This is a genomic window from Pseudanabaena sp. CCNP1317, assembly GCF_034931345.1.
GTDB classification, from domain to species: domain Bacteria; phylum Cyanobacteriota; class Cyanobacteriia; order Pseudanabaenales; family Pseudanabaenaceae; genus Pseudanabaena; species Pseudanabaena galeata.
The window spans coordinates 25,007-41,868 of sequence record NZ_JAYGIF010000112.1; the positions used below are offsets into that span (position 1 = coordinate 25,007).

Sequence of the window (16,862 nt, forward strand, 5' to 3'; positions counted from 1 at the left end):
TGTGTTTTAGCATAGCTCCTTCAAAGCTATAGGCTGAAAATAATAACATTTTTAGAAAAGTAAAACCACACAAACCGCGTCATCTCTTTTCTGAGTTAGCGATCGCTATATACTAAGATTTACGCGCCTAAATTACAAATTTCTATTCATGCTTGCCGCCAGCCCCGATCTAGTAGCCCTAGCCAGATCTCAAATTATATTACTGACCCAAAGTCTGGGTGCAGTTGCTAGTGCTATCTATATCACTGAAAATGTCGCCGACGGGATGCCTACCAATCTAATTGAGGTTGCCGTATTCCCTGAAGATGATTTGGCAGCGCTGCCAGAAACTTTTCCAGAAAATTTGCCCTTGTTATCAATAGAGGTTGGTGGTCTAGTAAAACAACGCCGATTTGTACTGCCCTTGATTTATGAGGAAACAATTTTAGGCTTTCTGATGACAGGAAGAGACGATCGCGACTGGCAGGAATATGAACAATCGCAAATTCAACAAATTGCCAATACTTTAGCGATCGCCTGTGCTTTAGATCGTCGCAATCAATGGTTAGTCGCGAACCAACAGCGCCACTATGAAGAGCAAAGCAATTTTTTTGCTTCTTTATTGCATCAACTTCGCAATCCTCTGACAGCAATTCGCACTTTTGCTCAACTTTTATCACGGCGCATCATTGAGTCAGATCCTAATCAAAAATTTGTAACGGGGATTTTGCGCGAGACTCAGCATATTCAAGATCTGCTTAATGAAGCAGATCGCCCTGAACCATTGCTACTACCGCAAGCCGAACATGAAAAAGCCCTATTACCTGCGGCAACTATAGATCTTGCACCTGTAAATTTAAACGGAATTTTGGAGGCGATCGCTAATTTTGCCAGTGCGATCGCTCAAGATCGCAATATTCAGTTTCTATCTAATATTCCATCTCATTTACCAAAAGTAGTAGGTAATGAATCAGGGTTAAGAGAAGCGATCGGTAATTTGGTAGAGAATGCCCTTAAGTACACCCCTGAACGTGGCTATGTGTTGCTGGGTGCAGATGTGAAACCTGACACAGTTTATATCTATGTTCAAGATACAGGGGTGGGAATTCCTGATGCTGATTTACCAAGGCTATTTGAACGTAGTTTTCGCGGTAGACAAGCGGATGGCGATATTTCTGGTACGGGGCTAGGGCTAGCGATCGCCAATGAATTGGTACAGAAAATGGAAGGAAGTATTCATGTGATTAGCCAAGTGGGTAAGGGAAGTACTTTTGCGGTGACACTCAAGCGATCGGCATAAAACACAAAAGCCCCGCAATGCGGGGCTTTTGTGTTTTATGTGTAACTTTAGCTAATCCATTCAGGAATAGCTTCTTCTTTGGTGTTGGTACGACGCTCAAGGGTTTGACGCTCGAACTTCATGTGAATGGCTCGATTTTGTTCGCCATCCGCAGCAACCGCAAAGATGGGATAGTCTTGAATACCATCTTGGAAAGAAGTATGGAAGCGGAATGTACCGTCAGCATTGAGCTTAATCGGACGACCGCCAATGGTGACGGAAGCATCAGGCTCAGTTGCACCATAGACGATTAATTCAGCATCAGCAACTAACCAGAATTGGCGAGGACGAATTGGCGCTTCGCTAGAGAAGAAACTATAGCTGGACATACCAATGCCAGAGTAGTTAATGCCGCTAGCACTGATTGCACCTGCCGCACCTGCAAACAATCCTGCCCCAGAGGGGAAGACGTAGGAGCTGATAGACTCAGGAGCCATACCAATGCCCGACTCATGCTGCATAGAGCCATAGAGAGAGCCAGAGATTCTCTGAACTTCAGCTTCACGGGCAATATTGAAGATTTCGTCGTAGGAAGTATCGCTGCTGGTAGTAGCCGTTTCTTCGGGAGCAGGAGCAACCTTCTTAGCTGGAGGAACCAAAGTGAAGAAGGTTTGACCCTTGAGTGTTTGATCCCAAGGTACAGTAATGAAGTTGTCTTCTACCCATTCTGATGGGAATACTGGGGGAACATGAACAACCTTGGAGCGAGTTAGCACTAACCAACGTCCATCGGCACAACGATAGCCAAGTTCCGCTACATAGTCGCGATCGCTAATCGGAATTGGTAAGTACCATTCGCGAGCAAGTTCATCGCTGTTGTATTCCTGTAAGTTATTGGGAGTTTGGTAATCCAAATTAACATCAGTGGCATCATATAGACGTAGAGCCAACTGCTGTCCACCTTGACGGCGTAACTCTTCTTTTTGAGAATTAGGCACGTCCCAATACACGTAAGCCCATTGGGGATCACGAGGTAATAGAACGATACGACTTTCCCCATAACCACTTGGTAAATCACCGATACTTTGATCAATGGCAGCAAGTGATTCTAGGTTTTCTTCTGTTTCTTCACTACCCACATTAAACTTTGATGCTTCCACGATTTCCTGTGTCTCCGAGTTACTACTATCTGCTTGGGTTGAGGCTGCACCTTGAGCCGTAAGAATAGTTTGAATATCAGCGAGTAGCTGAGATTTTCGCATTCGACTGTAACGAGAAATCTCTAGCTCTGCTGCTACTTTGCGAAGCTGACGCAAGGTCATTTCTTCTAGGGGAGGACGTTCCCTCGCCATACAATTAACCTCCAACTGCTTTTAATGGTATCTACCTTAGTTTCACTGAACTGAGGTTTCGGTCTGTAGCTAAGTACATTCTGCCAAATTTTCAGAGAAGGTCAATGGCTGAAAGGGTTATCTTCTATCGGTTTAGGCAAGTTTATTGATGATTTTTAGTACAAATACTTAGCTAAAACCAAATACCTGTCATTGTTGTGGCGATCGCCTTGGCAAATTTAATAGGGGATCGCAATGTTATGAAATCATGACATTGCGATCCCCTCCTTTGGATACTAGGGGAGGTTGCCCGAAAAGCCATAAGATTAAAGGGACAACAAATATGTATTTTTATAAATATGAAGGCAAAATACGAGTCTTTATTTAAGTCTTTAAAAGTTTTAAAAGGTGCTTTAAAAGGCTTATGTCGTTCGGCGATCGCTTTTACATTAGCTGCCCTAGTGGTACTTGGCGGTTTTACACCCGCAGCAAATGCTGCATTGTTTGCTAAAAAGGCTGATGCGTTATCAACAAAAGAAATACAAACGCTTGTCAATGCAGGTTTGACAGGTAATTACATCGCTGATACAACCGATACGATCAAAACGTTGCGAGAAGCGATTAATCTACCAGAAGATGCCGAAACCCGTGCTGCGATCAAAACATCGGCAAGATATAAAATCAATGCCTATGTATCCCGTTATCGTGCCGATCGCGACAAGAGTGGTTTGTACTCCTATACAACGATGCTGACCGCATTGAATACGCTAGCAGGATATTACAACGGCTCGATCAAGCGTGCAATACCTGCTAAGGTTCGCGATCGCCTATTACAAGAGTTTGACCGTGCAGAAACTGCGCTAACTCAAGGACGGTAATTTTATTTTGAGGAAACTGCACTGATTGCATTTTTTTACATTGTCCCTACCAATGTAAGACCGAAAATAAAAAATATGATTTTTTGCATTATTCAAGCAGAAGCTGAGATTTAGGCTTGGAGACCAAGCCCCCCTACCTGTAAAAAAAATGTAGGGATTTGGTCTCCAAATCATCCTATCCTTGCTTGTTTAGAAAAAGTCGGAGATCTAAGTCTATGTTTCTTTATTTTACTTAGGCTTAGTTACTTCCCAAAACACAAAAGTGGCATGACACTTTTTGTGTTTTGGGGTAAGCCCACTTAAATAATGGCTTAAGTGCAGTTTCTTAAATAGATATAACTAGCTTGCCTGAGGATGGCGAAACATTGGCAACAGGATTGGCAACAATATACGAAGCACTGCATCAAGACATACAAACCCGCGAGTTTGTTGAAGAGTTGCATCAAACTGACGCAAAGGAATTTTGGTATAAGCTAATTGCCGTCCTCCAGCAATTTTCGATGCAGCGACAGCTTAAGGGGCTTTTGTTAACTCATCATCCATATATTTTCCCGAATGCAGTCTATCGACAACCCGATTTACATACTTGGGTATTTACTACTAGTAAATCTTCCCTATTTCCCACTGGCTCTTTACCAATTAGCAACACTCAAGTTGTCTCGATTCCTAAAGCCGATCCCCTTAATCAAGAATGGTTTTGTATTTTAGTCACAGAAATTTTTAGTGTTGTAGTTCTAGCCTCTGCAAAAAGTCATAGCTGTATTTGGTCGCTGCATCCTGTGGCTATTCAAGCGGCGATCGCTGTACTTCTAATGCGGATTCGGCGTACTGATCAACAAAATTTATTACAAACAAAGCTGCAACAATTTCCGCTTAGCTTGCCGCCCTATCAAGTCATGGCAAGATTCTGCACAGTTTTAATGGCGCAATCTTCAATTCATCAAGAGTTAGCGATCCCTGAAATCCAAGAAGTTGATATCATCAAGGCGATTACCCATGAGGTGCGAACTCCGCTGACGACGATCCGTATGTTGGTGCGATCGCTAAAACGACGCAAAGATATCTCGGCGGAAGTAAAAGCGCGATTAGATCGAGTTGATGCGGAATGTACGGAGCAGATCGAGAGATTTAATTTGATTTTTGAAGCCGCACAACTCGATAGTTACGCCATTATGTTGGAAGCGACCCAAATTGAACAAATCTTAAGTGATGGATTTATGCGTTGGCAAGACCATGCAGGACGGAGACAGATCTCTTTAGAAATGATATTACCGACAGAGATTCCTGCGATTTTGAGCAATGCTCTCCTGCTTTCTCAAGTTCTCAACGGACTCATCGATCGCCTAGTTCGCAGTTTTCCTCCCGATAGTCATATTCAGCTTATTTTAACCAGTGCGGGTGAGTATCTAAAGCTACAGTTTCAATCACAAGTAACTCAACAAGGCGGCGGTGACTTGCCCTTACTCAAGGCTGTAGGACAATGGCTGATGCTACAACCTGAGACTGGAACCTTAAGTTTGAGTTTGCCAACTACAAAAACTTTGCTAAAAGCGCTGGGCGGAAAACTGACCGTCAGAATGCATTCCACTAGTGCCGCCTACGATGGCGAAATTTTGACAATCTTTTTGCCATTTATTTGAGTATTAAGATAATCAAGGAACTTGAAAAAAACAAGTAAATAATCTCTTCTATATTTGCCACAAATTGAATTAAGTGAATTTACAATAATGACTAACTTACTAGAAGCAATCTTAAATATCGTAAATAATAATCAATTAGATTTAGCTAATCATTCTAAAAGCAGCAACAAGATTAATGCTATTGGGGATAGCCTAGAGTTTTTTATCAAAGATGCTTTTTGTAATTCTTTTAATGTTGAACTAGCAAACAAAGAAATAAGTATCTATCCTCAATACTTTTCATATATTGGCAACTCTAGCAATCCTCCAGATTTAATCTTACAAAATGGAGATGCTGTAGAAGTTAAGAAGATTGAATCGCTCAAAACATCGATCGCTTTAAATAGTTCATATCCAAAGTCAAAACTCTTGGCTAATGATCCCATGATTACTAAGGCTTGTCGTAATTGCGAGGAGGGGTGGAATAGCAAAGACATTATTTATGCAATTGGAGTAGTTCCAAAAGAGGAGAAAAGATTAAAATTACTATGGCTCGTCTATGGAGATTGCATTGCCGCAGACAAACAAATATACGAGAGAATTAGAAGTGGTATCTGTAATGGGATTAATCAAATAGCAGGAATTGAATTTGCTGACACTAATGAATTAGCTAGAGTTAATAAGGTTGATCCTCTTGGCATCACTTATCTGAGAGTAAGAGGAATGTGGGGAATCGAAAATCCTATTAACATCTTTAATTATATAGATATAGAATATAACGAGAAAGATAATTTTCAAATGATTGTGTTATTGCAAGAGAATAAATATTTGGACTTTCCTGAGCAGGTTCGACAATCTTTAGAAACTCTATCAAATACCACAAAGCTAGAGATTAAAGACATTCAAATTAAATCCCCTAATAATCCTGCTAAGTTATTAAAATCAAAAATCATCATTTATAGAAGATAAAAAATAAATATGAATGTAGTTTCTCTTTTTTCAGGATGTGGTGGATTAGATCTTGGTTTCTATAGAGCAGGATTTAATATTATTCTTGCTAATGAATATGACAAATCAATCTGGGAAACTTATGAGTTTAATCATCCCAATACTAATCTAGATAAAAGAGATATTAGAAATATTAAATCTTCGGAAATACCAGATTGCATTGGAATTATTGGTGGTCCACCTTGTCAGAGTTGGAGTGAGGCAGGTGCAGGAAGAGGAATTAATGACTCAAGAGGGCAACTTTTTTATGAATATATAAGAATTGTTCAGGATAAACAACCACTTTTTTTTGTTGCTGAAAATGTAAGCGGTATTCTTTCTGAGCGTCATAGTCAAGCATTTGCCAATATTTTAGCGATGTTTAAAGAAGCTGGCTATGAAGTAGCTTATAAGCTTCTAAATGCGGTCAATTTTAATGTGCCTCAAGATCGAAAAAGAGTAATTATTATTGGATATCGGCAGGACATTGGCGGTGTTTTTGATTTTCCTAAGGGTGAAGATAAAATACTGACACTTAAAGATACGATCTATGATTTAAGCTTAGTAGAAGCTATTCCTAATAAAAATTCAAGCTCAATAGCTCCTATTATACCCAATCATGAATACTTGGATAGCAGCTTTTCTAGCATTTATATGTCAAGAAATCGGGTGCGGAATTGGTGTGAACCATCCTTCACAATTCAAGCAGGTGGAAGACATGCACCGATACATCCTCAGGCGAACAAAATGATATTTGTGGAGAAAGATAAAAGAATATTTGACCCAAATTCATTTAAGCCTTATCGCAGATTATCTGTTAGGGAATGTGCTAGAATTCAAACTTTTCCTGATGAATTTGTTTTTAAATATCGCAATATTAATGATGGATATAAGATGGTTGGAAATGCCGTTCCAATAAATTTTGCTGAGGCGATCGCTAGCAAAATTATCTTAGATATTCAAGATTATCAATCTATTGGTATTTGTCATCGTTTGCGCCAGTTGAAATATCCTGAACAAATAACATTGTTTAGTCCAACTCTTGTTTAATACGCCGTAGTTTAAGATATATTGTTCAAAATCGTCTGACTAGTTTTCCGATGCGTGACGAGAGATATAAATTACTTTTAATAGATGCCGATCGCATTTTTCGGATGGGAATGCGATCATGGTTGGCACAATTTCCAGAGTTGGAAGTGGTGGCTGAAGCAGAGACGGTGGCTGAAGCCGTAGAGTTTTTGCAAGGAGCAGGAGAACTTGATTTAGTTATTCTCGATCTAAATATAGGCGCAAAAAATTCGGAATCAGCAGCAATTGATCGGCAATCTGGTTTAGAACTGTGTCAGCGTTTAAAGTCTGAATATCCCCAATTGCCAATTTTGGTATTAAGTTCCCCACAGCCGTCTGAGCTAGTGGAAATGGTTTTACTCGCTGGTGTTGAGGGATATTGTCTGAAGGGCAATAATCCCGATGAATTAACAACCGCGATTCGCCTAGTTGCTTCAGGAAATCAGTATCTAGACGATCGCCAAAGACTTGTTAGCCAGCCCTCTAACCAAGCTAATCGCTTAATGCGAAATTTGCCTGAGCAAACGGTGGTGGCGATCGTCAAGCGTAATTTCTATTTGTCGGGAATGCGGGGCATCGATCGGGTGTTAGCTGAAGTCAAGGCAAATTTAGCCAATGCCAATAGTGACCAGATTAGCGATCAGATTACCAAAATGGTTTTAGCGGGGCAGGCTAGAGAATTACAAGCAGCGCGTTGGTTAGTGAATCGGTTATGGGGACAAAAAACAGACCCAGCTATGCCAGCAGCAAATGCAGATCCTAATCTGGACGAAATATTTGCTAGTCCTGTGGAACTTAGCGATCGCTCGACTCAAAAAGCGAATAACTCTTCACAAGAGCAATCTGAGGAGCAATCCAGAAATAATGCTTTAGCTGTCCAAGCAAGTCTATGGGACAAGACGGTTAACAAATTACAATCTAGCCTATTAAATATAAGCAAAACTCCTTTAGAAATAGATATTTTGAAAGACGAGAAAAAGCGACAACTTCTATATATAGCTTTGCGTCAAATCGAACAAAGTATCGCTGATTTGCGGTTTTCTCAAATTCAACCATCACAGTTAGAGCTAAAAATATCTGATATTTTAAAAAGTATTTGGCAGGATACGGTAATTAATTTTTTTGGCAAATATTATGTACTGAGTAATGCTGATTCTGAAGTTAATGTTGTGGATGTCTTACTCAAGGATGAAGAGATCGTTCAGACAGAATTTTTAGATAAAATCCCCCAGTTTGATAATTTACTGTCCCATCTGTTATTTGAGACAGAATTAGTCATCGACGACTCTAGCGCTGCTATTGGAACGCCTGAAGCAATGCAGAGGGTCGAGATGATCTTGGATAATTTGATTATTCAAATTGCTAATGCCGTAATTCAACCCCTCTTAAATAATTTTGCAAATATTGAAGAAATCAAACATAATTTCTATCGCTATAACTTACTTGCAACTCGTGAGATCGAACGATTTCGCAATGATTTATCTTGGAAATATCGCTTAGAGAAGTATATTAGTGAGCCGCAATTAATCTTTGAAAGTCGTCATGTTTTGCTGACCTTTGCCGATCGCGGCATCAAAAGAATAACTATATATACCCCTCGTAATCAGGAGCTACAACAGCTAGAAGGTGTGCAACTTGCTGTTACTTTGGTACTGGAATTACAAGATGCGATCGCCCCAAGATTGAAATCGGCGATCGCTTTCATTGGTAGTGGATTTGTGTATGTGTTAACCAATGTGATTGGTCGGGGTATTGGTTTAATTGGGCGTGGTGTAGTGCAAGGAATTGGCAATGCTTGGCAAGAAAACCGCAACAAAAAGTAGGCTGTAGCGCAAAGCGCTACAACCTACTTTTTGTTGTGGTTAAGTCACGACATCAAAAATCTACGGCAAAGTGCTAATTTGTTGGACTAAGATATTTTTCTGGATTTTCCCCATTGCATTGCGGGGAAGTTCAGCGACAAAAAATATTTGCTTAGGACATTTGTAGGTAGCGAGACGACTTTTGCAATGGGTAATTAACTCTTCATGGGTTGTAAGGCCATCTTTAAGGGCGATCGCGGCAACAACTTTTTCGCCAAAATCAGCATCTGGTAATCCTACTACTGCTGATTCTTTGACAGCTTCGTGGGATTCCAGAACATTTTCGATTTCTTTAGGATAGACATTAAATCCACCTGTAATAATTAGCTCTTTAGCACGACCGACTAAGTACAGCCTGTTGTGATCATCGGGATCTTGAAATCCCAGATCACCCGTGTGAAACCATCCATCCGTAAATGATTCAGCCGTTTTATCTGGCATACCCCAATAGCCTTGAAAGACATTTGCGCCACGAATCCAGACTTCACCGACCTCCGTGATCGCTACATCCTCACCATCAAGATTAACGATCCGAATTTCTACACCATCCAAAGGAAATCCCACGCTCTTAGCTTTGCGATGTTCTGATTCAATATGATTGGAGGCATTCATCCCTGTTTCTGTCATGCCATACCGTTCAAGAATGCGAAAACCTGTGATGTTTTCAAATTGATAGAACTGTTGATCGCTGAGGGGTGCGGAACCAGAAATAAATAGGCGCATATTCTGCAAATTTGGCTGAGGTTCTAGTTTTTCCCATTCATTGATCAGCCGTTGATAAATGGTGGGAACGCCCATGAATAGGGTGCAATTTGATGATGTTAAGGTTTCCCAGACGCGGCGTGGTTCAAATCTCTCAAACACGATCATGGTTGCGCCTGCGTAGAGACATCCTAAAGCCGCCACATTCAAGCCATGCACATGAAATAGAGGCAAGACATGGAGCAGAATATCGCGATCGCTCCATTCCCATGCTTTATGTAAAGCTTTCATGTTGGCGATGAGATTGTGATGGGAAATGGCTGCGCCTTTACAGCGTCCCGTTGTGCCTGATGTGTAGCAGATCATGGCAATATCATCACCACCTGCTGCATATTTGGGAAGAATAGCTTCCTCCGACGGTGGAAGTTGTTCTTCTTTGAGGAGAATTTGTAATTCTGATAAATGCTGGATTGTCGATTGTACTTTGCTAAAAATATCGCGAGTGGTCACATATAAAGAACTACCTGAATCCGTCAAGAAATAGTCAACTTCTTCAGGGCGATAATCTGGATTGAGTGGTAGGGCGATCGCACCGATGGAGAGAATCGCAAAATGAAAAAATAAGAATTCGATGCACTTTGGGAGTTGGACTGCGACGCGATCGCCTTTTTTGATACCTAAGCGATCAAGGTGAGCGGCATAATTCTGGACTTGCTGCTCGAAATCTTGGTAAGTCCAAGTTTTGCATCCAAATACGATCGCTGGTTTGTCAGCATATTTTGCTGCGGTTTCGGAAATTAGCCGAGCTAAATTCATGACTGGATTTACCTAAAATTATTAAAATTATTTTTAATGTGGCGATCGCCTAGAATTACAGCACATTGCGTTCACACCCGAACTAAGAATTTTTCTGCAAGGGTAGCAAATCCACCTTTGGTTTAAACGAAAATTACTATAGTTACCGCACAAAGCACTGCTCGTAATTTTATCAAAAACCAAAACAAAAAAGCGATTGGCGGCGCTTCTCGCCACCAATCGCTTTTATACATCAAAATTTATCTATAGCGATAGACCGATGCTATGGCTAACTGTGCGATGATAATTTGAACTATCTTGTCTTTAGGTTTTGTTGACTGTGAATACCGTTCGTACTGTTTCTGATACTAAAAAAGATTTTTATTTAGCTTTCCCCAAACCAGTCAATCAAGTCTACAGACGGGTTGTGGATGAGCTTTTGGTGGAAGTCCATCTACTGAAAGTCAATCAAACATTTGTATATGACACAATTTTTGCATTAGGTTTTGTGACAACTTTCGATCGCTTTACAGTGGGTTACAAGCCTGAGACCGATCGCTTTGCGGTATTTCATGCATTGTGTTCGGCACTTCAGTTTGACTCTGATCGCATTCGCCAAGATGCGACGACTCTGAGCGACCTCGCCACGCGATCGCCTCAAGAAATTAAACCCCTGTTGACCAGCTTAGACTCTGGAATCAACCTTGAACCTTTATCTGGTCAATTAAGGGCGATTGCTAGCAAAGAAAATTTTAAATATAGCCGTTTGCTAGGTGTAGGGCTTTACGCATTGCTAGAAATTAGCGATCCTGACGATATTGCTGACAATACCAAGCGTGAGGAATTGCTTAAATTAGTAGGTGAAACACTGAAATTTGGTAGCGATCGCTTACTCAAAGATGTTGATCTATATCGCTCCAATCTCGACAAGATCGAGCAAGCTCGTCAAATGATTGCGGACATGGTGGAAGCTGAACGCAAAAAACGCGCTCAGAAAGAATCTGCATCGCTCAGCGCAGCAACTACTGAAGCAGCTACGGAAAACACAGAAAACACATAAAAAAATGGAAGGCTTTGCCTTCCATTTTAGAATAGAAGAGAATGGCGGCGTGAAGCGCCGCCATTCTCTTCTATTGGTTATAGCGATAAAACTAATCATGTCAAGCTCCGAACCAACTTTAATTGTTGTAATGACCACATTGCCTGATGTCAGTCAAGCCAATAGTATTGCCAAAATATTGGTTGAAGAAAAACTTGCTGCTTGTGTACAGGTGATGCCTAGCATGACTTCTACATACATGTGGCAAGGCAAACTATGCCAAGAATCAGAGCATTTAGTCTTGATCAAAACTCTGCAAGCCAATTATGAAGCATTGTTGTCTAGAATGCGATCGCTACATCCTTACGAAACCCCAGAAATTATTGCTATACCTACGATCGCCGTCGATCAGGATTATCTTAATTGGGTAATCACGCAACCATAGATAATTCACCATCCTACGCACAGCCCACTATTGCAAACTATTATACGCTTTTTCTAATGCTTGCATTAAATCCTGAACTTGAATCGGTTTACTGACATAATCTTGCATTCCCGCCTCCAAACAAATCTCGCGATCGCCCTGTACTGCATTAGCTGTTAGAGCAATAATCCAAGGCTTTTGCGTAGATTCTGAGACGATTTTTTTGGCGGCTGTTAATCCATCCATTTCTGGCATCAGTACATCCATCAGAATTACATCATATTTCTGGCGATATATTGACTCTAAAACTTCTAGTCCATTGGCTACGACATCGACGCGATATCCTAAGCGATTAAGAAACCGAGTCGCAACTTTTTGGTTAACAATATTATCTTCCGCTAATAAAATCTTTAAGGGAAAACTAGTAGCAAAGTTTTCATTAAAAGACGAAGTATCTTTCTGTTTCGATTGATGGCCAATAAAGGGATCATAGTTACTAATCTTTAGCAAAGATTTATATAGATGCGATCGCTTAATTGGTTTGCTCAGACATATTGTGATGGGGTCAGGATTACATAATTCACAACTGAATCGGTGAGAGAGCAAAACCATAGGCAGAAAACTTGATTCTGTCCGCATCAGTTGTTTGACAGCACAGTTCTCGCAATTGCCTTTAGCATCCTGAGCAGTATGAGGTATGGGAATGCTAGCATCAACAATTGCCAAATCAAATTTTTGCTCACTTTGTAACCAAGCGATCGCTTGCTCCGTAGACTCAGTTGCCATCACTTCCATTTGTAATACTTGAGCAAATATAACTAAGTTTTCACGGCTAACATCATTATCTTCAAGAACTAACAAGCGTTTCCCTATAAAACTGCGATTCCAATCCGCATACGCTAGCGGGGTAGTATCTGCCCCTGTAGAAATCGTAAAGGTAAAGACTGAACCAACCTCGACTTCGCTCTCCATAGACATTTCGCCACCCATCAGAAGAGTTAATTGGTGAGCGATCGCTAGTCCTAGCCCCGTGCCGCCATATTGACGAGTCGTAGATGAATCCACTTGGCTAAAGGGTTTAAAGAGGCGAGCATAGCGATCTTTGGGAATGCCAATGCCTGTATCTGTGACTACAAATACTAATTGATAATTTTGATATCGCCGATCAACTTCTTGCACCGATACTCTTAACGTTACCGATCCTTGATGCGTAAATTTAACAGCATTGCTAAATAGATTGACTAATATTTGTCTGAGGCGGGTTATATCACTGACAATTCGTTCAGGTACATCAACATCCATGCAGTATGCTAGTTCGATTCCTTTAGTAAATGCAGTAGCAGCCAAAAGATCTAGAGATTCTTCGATGCAATCGCGAAGGTTAAAGGGATGAATATCTAAGCTTAATTTTCCTGATTCAATCTTTGAAAAGTCGAGAATGTCGTTAATAATTGTGAGTAAATTATCCCCACTTGACCTGATGATTTCTGCAAACTCCAATTGATCTGGGCTGAGTTTTGAATCTAATAATAAACTAGCCATACCAATCACCGCATTCATCGGTGTACGAATTTCATGACTCATCGTAGCGAGAAATTCACTCTTAGCGCGATTAGCAGTTTGCGCTGATTGCATTGCTTGCAACATTTCCATCTTGGCTTGCTGGCGTTCTAGATGCATTGCCAAAGAAGAGGCTGAAATCCTTAATAGACTTACTTCGACAGGATCGCGTAAGCGATCGCAAATATAGTCATGGAAACTCAAAAATCCCCAGAATTGTTCACTAACAACTATCGGTATCATTAAAATCGATTGAAGATTTTTAGATGCTAGGATCGGTTTTTCAATTTCGGTAATTGTTGATATGGACTCATTGATGATTTGACCTTTGGCAAGGCGTGCTACCCATTGCCGATCAACTAGATTTTGCAGAAATCTAGTTTGTTCTAATTCATCAGGGAACCTAATATTTTCGGCATACCAAGCAGAATGTAACTTAATGTCAGATAGCTCAAGAGCCTTGTCCTTGTAGTTACAGATAAATAGTTTAATGCTAGAGAAATCAGACACATTACCCAGTAATCTCAGAATATCGATATATTCTTGAATGCTGATACTTTCCGCTAGTAAGTGGCGTTGAATTTCAACCAGCATGGCTAAATAACTTTCCCGCTTTTCGAGGGCGGCGATCGCTAGTTTGCGGTCAGTAATATCCTTGTTTGTCCCAACAAGACGAATCGGCTCGCCTTGTTCATTCCATAGAGCTTTTGCATGGGTTAATATCCATTTGTAGCTGCCATCTTGGCATAGCATCTGGTATTCAACAATATAGTGGGGATTTCTATGGGCTAAGTAATCTGCTTGTAACTGCAACAGGTGAGCTTGATCGTCAGGATGAACCAGAGCGATCCAGTCGAATGAATACTCATTATCACAACTCATGCCGAGCATTGTCCGCCAACGTTCCGACCGAAAGATTATGCCTGTTTCAAGATTCCAGTCCCAAATACCATCATCAGCAGCTTGGATAGCCAATTGCCAACGCTCTTCACTTTTAAGAAGTTCAACAGTGCGTTCTTGGATGCGTCGTTCTAAACTTTGATTGGTCTGCTTAATTTCTTGAAACTTCTCTTGGAGTGCGATCGCCATAACTTGAAAATTGTAGCCAAGGGTATCAATTTCCTTCAAATTGCTAGTATCCCAAGTAAAATCATCTTCTGTTGCTAGATTTTGCTGGAGATCGGTGGTCAGTCTCATTAACTTAGCGATCGGTTTGGCAAAACTACGGCTCAGCCAATTTGCCACAAATGTTGCAGGCAAGATAATAGCAAGAATGATCAAGAGAATTTTAGTATGTAGAGCCTCAAGCGTATCGATGTATGGGACCGGGGATAAGCGTATCAACAAGCCCCAAGGAATATCATTAATAGAGGCTTTCTGTAAATAATAAGACCGTCGCCATCGAATCATTGCTGCTGTATTTTTTTGTTTCGGAAACCATTGAACCTGATCAGATCCAAAGGCGATCGTGTCACCTCCTTGACGCAAATCAAAAACCTGCCCCGTTAGAAAGTCTGGAGATGTAGTAGTAATTATTTTTTTGTGACGATCAAGTAGAAAAGTTTCTATTTTCCATGCTTTTGATTCCTCTATTAAAAATTCTTTAATAGAGGAGATATTCAGAGCCGCAGTAACGAATCCATCAAAGCGATTGTTTTTGAAGATGGGGACAGCAACATCAATATGTGGATTAGAAGTCATTTTATCAATGTGAATATCCCCAAAGGCAATGCTTAAGGTGGATTTAACCTGTTGAAAGATATCGGACTTTGCCATAGTTTGACTAAGACTAGCTTTGTCTGCATCAGAAATCAGAGGAAATGCTGTCAAAATATTGCCTTCAGCATCCGTAGTGAAGATAGATAGAAAAGCAGGTGTAACTTTCCCCAGTGCTGTAGTGGCAAACTGTAAACGTTCTAGGTTTGTCTCCTCAGTCGCAATTTTGGCTAACTCTTGTAGGGTTTGGGTATTGCGTTGATGCCAAAATTTTAGATCTATGGTGAGAGAAGCTACACTAGAACGTAATTGACTCGCAATCTCAAGGTTAATATTTTGCAGAGAATGATGCCCTGTCAAAGTCGAGATCGTCAGAATCGGGATAAATACAAAGGCTAACAATAGATAAAACAACATTTGCTGAATGGTCTGTTGCTGTTGATTGCCTTGCCCTTTCTGCAACCATTTGCCTATTGGTAAGTAGTTAACACATAGAGTGGCAATCAGTGCGTTAAATAAGCCATTAATTACTTGCTTAAGCACAACAAGAACAACTGAACTAAATCCAAACTTGAGGAAAACAGAATAAGAAATAGAACATAATGGTGTGCCTAGACATAACCAGTAAGTCAGTACTAGCAAAAACATGTTGCGCGATCGCTTACGCTTTACCTGATAACGCAGCCCTAAACCGACCCAGATGCCTTCTAAAATCAGTAGCAGTGCGGCGTAGGGCTGTCCCCATAAAAAATATGTATAAGTACTAGCGATCGCAGATACCGCAATCCCCATTGCGCTCCCATAAAAATAGATGGCGATCAGTACAAAAATGCTGCCAAATAAAAAGTCAACGCCAAAAAATAAAGGCAGCCGAAAATAATTTCCTAAATACCCTAAAGTTGCAAGCAGAAGAAAAGTAAACAAATAATGCAGGTTAAATTTATCTTGAAATTTATTCTGCGATTTGTCGTTATATCTATCATCTAAAAGCCTATTTAGAAATCTTACAATTGGCGAAGAAAATTTCATTGAATAATCATTACTCTTAATCAATTTTAACTTACAAACTGATGACACGCAGAAGTAATTTCTACGGTGTTTAAAGCTTTCGCACCTCTGTTTTTACTCTCCTCAATTCCTCCTTGCTAAGGGGGAAACTTAACTTCTTTTCCTTAGCAAGCGCTAAATCCTTCTCACTCAAGAATTAGTGGTGCGGCGCACCATTGATTCTTGAGTGAGACCAAAGCACAAAATAGCTAAGTGTGTTTTTTAAAACCCTTACTGAGTTTGGTTTTCAATTTATAAAAGTGTGACTATAGCATTTTTCGAGCAAGCGAGGTACAAAGGTTTGTTTCCCCGCCTTTGACGGGGGAAACAAACCCGTACTTCACTAGACTGATAAACGCTACATACTTTTATGAATTGGTGCTAGAGGGGAGCGCAAAGCGCTCAAAACCAAACCAATAAAAACATTAAAAGCGTTGCAAATTAACACTCGCCAATTCAAGGATGAAATGCAACACCTAGAGATCTTTGCGTAAAGGGACTCATAAGGATATTCTGATATTAATCACAATAATTAGGATACCCTCATGAGCTTTGTCCATCTTACCACCACAGAAA

Annotated in this window: 11 protein-coding genes; 8 read left to right on the top strand and 3 right to left on the bottom strand. The window is 40.5% G+C overall.

Annotation, left to right across the window (positions count from 1 at the left end; genetic code table 11):
- Positions 1-148 precede the first annotated feature (148 nt).
- Positions 149-1,279: a sensor histidine kinase gene (locus VB775_RS20690; protein ID WP_281008571.1), complete on the top strand. Its 1,131-nt coding sequence runs from the start codon at positions 149-151 to the stop codon at positions 1,277-1,279.
- A gap of 47 nt (positions 1,280-1,326) precedes the next feature.
- Here VB775_RS20690 and VB775_RS20695 read toward each other — a convergent pair whose 3' ends face one another.
- Positions 1,327-2,610, bottom strand: a complete 1,284-nt coding sequence (locus tag VB775_RS20695) for a DUF4912 domain-containing protein (RefSeq protein WP_281008572.1) — start codon at positions 2,608-2,610, stop codon at positions 1,327-1,329.
- Between the two features lie 338 nt (positions 2,611-2,948).
- Here VB775_RS20695 and VB775_RS20700 point away from each other — a divergent pair, with 338 nt between their 5' ends.
- The 5 genes from VB775_RS20700 to VB775_RS20720 all read left to right on the top strand — a co-directional run bounded on the left by VB775_RS20700 (position 2,949) and on the right by VB775_RS20720 (position 8,964).
- Positions 2,949-3,467 (top strand): hypothetical protein, encoded by a 519-nt coding sequence (locus VB775_RS20700; protein ID WP_281008573.1) that lies wholly within the window; start codon positions 2,949-2,951, stop codon positions 3,465-3,467.
- A 344-nt stretch (positions 3,468-3,811) separates the two neighbouring features.
- A complete protein-coding gene (locus tag VB775_RS20705) occupies positions 3,812-5,107 on the top strand; it encodes a sensor histidine kinase (RefSeq protein WP_323216932.1) in 1,296 nt (431 codons plus the stop codon).
- Positions 5,108-5,194: 87 nt separating this feature from the next.
- Positions 5,195-6,055, top strand: coding sequence for an NgoPII family restriction endonuclease (locus VB775_RS20710; protein WP_281008575.1), 861 nt, complete (start codon positions 5,195-5,197; stop codon positions 6,053-6,055).
- A gap of 9 nt (positions 6,056-6,064) precedes the next feature.
- A complete protein-coding gene (locus VB775_RS20715; protein ID WP_281008576.1) occupies positions 6,065-7,123 on the top strand; it encodes a DNA cytosine methyltransferase in 1,059 nt (352 codons plus the stop codon).
- A 50-nt stretch (positions 7,124-7,173) separates the two neighbouring features.
- On the top strand, positions 7,174-8,964 hold the full coding sequence (locus tag VB775_RS20720; RefSeq protein ID WP_281008577.1) for a DUF3685 domain-containing protein: 1,791 nt from the start codon (positions 7,174-7,176) through the stop codon (positions 8,962-8,964).
- A gap of 60 nt (positions 8,965-9,024) precedes the next feature.
- Here VB775_RS20720 and VB775_RS20725 read toward each other — a convergent pair whose 3' ends face one another.
- Positions 9,025-10,521 (bottom strand): class I adenylate-forming enzyme family protein, encoded by a 1,497-nt coding sequence (locus tag VB775_RS20725; RefSeq protein WP_281008578.1) that lies wholly within the window; start codon positions 10,519-10,521, stop codon positions 9,025-9,027.
- Positions 10,522-10,840: 319 nt separating this feature from the next.
- Here VB775_RS20725 and psb29 point away from each other — a divergent pair, with 319 nt between their 5' ends.
- Positions 10,841-11,560 (top strand): photosystem II biogenesis protein Psp29, encoded by a 720-nt coding sequence (gene psb29, locus VB775_RS20730; protein WP_281008579.1) that lies wholly within the window; start codon positions 10,841-10,843, stop codon positions 11,558-11,560.
- Between the two features lie 97 nt (positions 11,561-11,657).
- On the top strand, positions 11,658-11,984 hold the full coding sequence (gene cutA / locus VB775_RS20735) for a divalent-cation tolerance protein CutA (RefSeq protein WP_281008580.1): 327 nt from the start codon (positions 11,658-11,660) through the stop codon (positions 11,982-11,984).
- A 27-nt stretch (positions 11,985-12,011) separates the two neighbouring features.
- Here cutA and VB775_RS20740 read toward each other — a convergent pair whose 3' ends face one another.
- Entirely contained in the window at positions 12,012-16,163 is a 4,152-nt protein-coding gene (locus VB775_RS20740) for a response regulator (protein WP_281008581.1), read from the bottom strand.
- Between the last annotated feature and the right edge of the window lie 699 nt (positions 16,164-16,862).